The organism is Oceanobacillus sp. MO10714A (assembly GCF_037072045.1).
Lineage (GTDB): Bacteria > Bacillota > Bacilli > Bacillales > Amphibacillaceae > Oceanobacillus > Oceanobacillus indicireducens.
On record NZ_JAXHDC010000091.1, the window covers coordinates 1 to 3,736 of the forward strand.

A 3,736-nucleotide genomic window follows, 5' to 3' on the forward strand; every position below is an offset into this window, starting at 1 on the left:
TCCTCTGCATTTTGAATAAGCTCTAGTATGGTTATACCAGGCGCTGATATTATTGCCTCCTTAATCTTTGCAATAATTTGTTCTTCGGGTATATGCCCATTGGTAATATAATCTTCCAGAAATTCAAGGTTACGTTGAAGTATCCAATTAATCTCAGATGACGAACGTACAAGAAAATCCAAACCAAACTGTATTGCATAATTTTTTCCGAGTGCGAATTCCCATCTTCCATTATTTCTAAAATATCTATCTGGTTTTTCCTGAGACTTCTTAATAAGATGTTCTTCTGTCTTGCACTCTACCCAATAGGCTCTATTCTTTTCGATTACAAAAAAATCTGCTGTATACCAATAAGCCATTTTTCTATTTTTATCTTTCTTACTTTGAAAATAATTCATTTTTATTTTGGGTGGTTGATCATAATACTCCAAAACATCATCATTAAATTCCATCATATAGATAGTTGGTAATTCAACCTTATGGCTCTCAAATTGAATGGTTACTCCCATCTTTTTACTACTATACCTTCCGCTAACGTTATTTCTACCTCCCCCGACCCGTCTTGCTGGAGGGGACTGTCTTATACGTTGAATTTCCTTCTTTGCTTCTTCCGTTAAGTCCATTCTTGCTGCCCATTCTTCAAACTCACTGGAATTCATCATTGAAATATTTCCTCCTATTCTTATACTCATAACCACTTTGTACTAATAAAAGTTTCCAATAGTCTTGCAAAACCTTTTCTTTTAAAACTCCAATCTTGTTAACCTTTTCTTCAATTTTTCTACGACTAGGATATAATCCTTCATTTTTCAACTCATTAAAGGCTAGCTTAATTTGTTCTTTTAACCTTTTAATTCTCAGCTCTGACCTTTCTTCAACATAGTCGTAATATCTTCTTGATATTTGTTTACAAAGATCTGGAAAATTTCTATACAATACCCTCTTATCCCGACCAATTACTTTTGCAACTGAATTCATCGATTTAGGAGTATCTGTACTCAAATGTTCTATCAGTTTTTTCTCAATTACATCGTAATTAAGTGGTTTCCGAGTTTGTTTTGTTTCATAATTAATGACCTGCCTGTCATTAATTTGAAATATATTAACATCTAAATTTAGGGATTCTAAGAGGAAATCTAAAACTTTTTTGTTTAATTTAAAAGAAATTTTAAGTATGTTATCTAAAGAAGGGAAGTTTTGGCCATTTAACCAATATCGGAGAGTGCTTTTTGGAATATTTAGGTATCTTGAAAAACCTGCAACATTATTTGAAAAACATTCTTCATTTATCACTTTCAATTTGCTTATAAATGTATGCTTAAAACTTTGAACGTCTATCTTGTTATGATTTATTGATAAAATATCTTTCATATTTTCATAAACATAAAGTTCCCACCTCAATTTTTCTAGATTGATCCTATTGCTTTCACTTTCTTGGGCTAAGGCTAATATAGAGGAACAATGTGGACAATAGCCGGGAACCATTTGTCTGCGTATGATATCAACTTCCTTTTTACATATAGGACATCTGTCAATTAAAAAGCGACTATGTTTTTTGCAAATCTCTACAGGTTTTAAGTGCCATATCAGCGGATAATAAATAACTTCTCCATCCTTCTCCCAAGTTCTAATACAGTCAGGACACCAATTAAGTGTATCCTTCAATAAATTTCTCAATGGAATGAATTCTTTTAGGTTGTACAAGGTTAAATTAATTAGGTCATCTCTGCATGTTAACTTTTCAACTGTCCATGCAAGTTCAACAGCATTTTCCATGTATCCATTTATAGTTTTTGCCTTTTCATAAAAGCGGTTCCCTCCATAAGCTGAAGCCCGTTCTAAATAACCCTTATTCATTTCAGGAAAAATCATCTTATTAAATAAATGACCAACAGAGATGTTATGTTCATATGCTACCCTAATTAAATAACTGCTCAGGCTTTCAACTAACTCAGTTTGTAAACCAATTGGTTCAATACTGTATAAATCACTTCTAGAATCTAAATTTATTTCTATCATTCTATTACACCCCATATATTTAATAGACTAATAGTTATTATTGCCATATAGAATATTTAAATATGCACCTTTTCCTTATCAGGTCGTTTCACGGGCATAAACGGTCTGTTTAGGGCTTTATTTGGATTAAAGTAAGGTATTTTTGTATTTATTCACACATGAAAATAAGGTCTAAATATACGATTAAAGTACATTTAGACCTTATTTTTAAAATTATAATTAGCTATTCGAATAGCTTTTTTAATAGAGTATAATACTTAAAATTATCTTAGGAGGTTGAATAAATGCTATCATTTAGAGCTGTTTTTACTATGGAAGAGGAAAAAAATAATTATAATCGTGTAGATGTAACTTGGTACGATTGTCCAATTGACGAACCGTTTAACTACGAATACTTCGAAAATGAATCAAATAGTTATATTGCATGGACAGAGGACCTTATTAATTTTCACCGATGGATTTTCAAATATTTTTATCAAGGTTATGTACTCCAACAATTTGAGTTGATAATATACCAAGACCATAATCAGACTGAAGATGAAGTCCTATTCTCGATTCCACATTTTAATATTAAATATAAGGATTGTTTAAATATAATTCACGATGGATTAGTTAACTATAATAGAGATATAGTAGAGATAAACTTTATTATATCAGTGCAAAATTATGAGCATATTTTTAATAGAATCATTCTCTTTCAAAATCATTGGTTAAGATTGGCAAATATAAGTAGTAACAAAGAAAATGAATTAATTGAGAATGACCTTATATTTGACTTACCATTCCTGATATATTTTGCAAATAGCATAGAGGAATTTAAAGAAATAATTAATAAGGTCATCAACCATTTCAATGGTATATTTAAACTATTAAACAAGAATAGTAATGACCGAAACCTAAGAAAGATCAAAAATATATTGGTACTACTATTAGATGATTTAAGAAATGAGGAAAGAAATATAAATGAATTTAGTTGGATGTTTAAAATCAACGGGAATGAAATTCATAAAGAAAATAAAGATGATATCGAACTACTTCTTCCACTCGAAGGAGAATTCGATGATAATTTACCTCTCTAATTTATATTAAACTATATTAATTAGCTGTCCATGCAGAACTTAACGGCTCTTTGGGCAGCTTTTTTTATGACAAAAACAATTAATTACATACCCTTTATGACATCTTTGCTGTTCTAAAACATAGCGCATTGAAATCATTGTCATTTAATAACTACATAAATTATAATCATATAGAATTCTAAAAGATTATATAGAAGGAGACAGTAACATGAATAAAAAGATAAAAAGAAATAGAATTCGTTGTAAATGCTGCGGAGATATTATTGAATCAAGACAAATATATGATTTTCAACAATGTTCATGCAAAACGGTAGCGGTTGACGGTGGACTAGAGTATGCCAAAAGAATTTTTCCAAGTAATCCACCTGAAAAATTTTATGATGAATTAGTAGAATATGAATGATTCCGTATATACTTGACGAACTTAGACTGATTCCACTAGTATAATTATTGCTGTTATTGCTGTTCTAATCTAGGTAATCGGTTGGTGAATTTCGAAAGATGCCGTTGCCGTATTAATGGGGGTACTCAAAAGAATGTTGAGAACGATAGAACAATAATTAAGCATAAAGGTATAGGCCACAAAACCTTATACAACTAAATCATTTCTTAAATATGTGAACAATAATAATAAATCC

4 protein-coding genes are annotated in these 3,736 nt (G+C 30.3%); 2 read left to right on the forward strand and 2 right to left on the reverse strand.

Annotated features, from left to right (window positions below):
• The coding region (locus SPD53_RS19500) for a Tn7 transposase TnsA N-terminal domain-containing protein (RefSeq protein WP_336253547.1) at positions 1-662 on the reverse strand (662 nt) is incomplete at its 3' end.
• A complete protein-coding gene (locus SPD53_RS19505; RefSeq protein WP_336253548.1) occupies positions 646-2,019 on the reverse strand; it encodes a TniQ family protein in 1,374 nt (457 codons plus the stop codon). The genes SPD53_RS19505 and SPD53_RS19500, both read right to left, overlap by 17 nt.
• A 284-nt stretch (positions 2,020-2,303) precedes the next feature.
• Here SPD53_RS19505 and SPD53_RS19510 point away from each other — a divergent pair, with 284 nt between their 5' ends.
• Together SPD53_RS19510 and SPD53_RS19515 are read left to right on the forward strand one after the other, a co-directional pair.
• Positions 2,304-3,098: a hypothetical protein gene (locus SPD53_RS19510; protein ID WP_336253549.1), complete on the forward strand. Its 795-nt coding sequence runs from the start codon at positions 2,304-2,306 to the stop codon at positions 3,096-3,098.
• A gap of 208 nt (positions 3,099-3,306) precedes the next feature.
• Positions 3,307-3,501 carry a DUF7695 domain-containing protein gene (locus SPD53_RS19515; protein ID WP_336253550.1) on the forward strand — a complete coding sequence of 65 codons (195 nt, stop codon included), beginning with the start codon at positions 3,307-3,309 and terminating at the stop codon, positions 3,499-3,501.
• Positions 3,502-3,736: the final 235 nt, after the last annotated feature.

Bases quoted from the DNA above. Each gene is read 5' to 3' on its own strand.
- SPD53_RS19505 (WP_336253548.1), bottom strand. From the start codon at position 2,019: ATGATAGAAATAAATTTAGATTCTAGAAGTGATTTATACAGTATTGAA.
- SPD53_RS19510 (WP_336253549.1), top strand. From the start codon at position 2,304: ATGCTATCATTTAGAGCTGTTTTTACTATGGAAGAGGAAAAAAATAAT.
- SPD53_RS19515 (WP_336253550.1), top strand. From the start codon at position 3,307: ATGAATAAAAAGATAAAAAGAAATAGAATTCGTTGTAAATGCTGCGGA.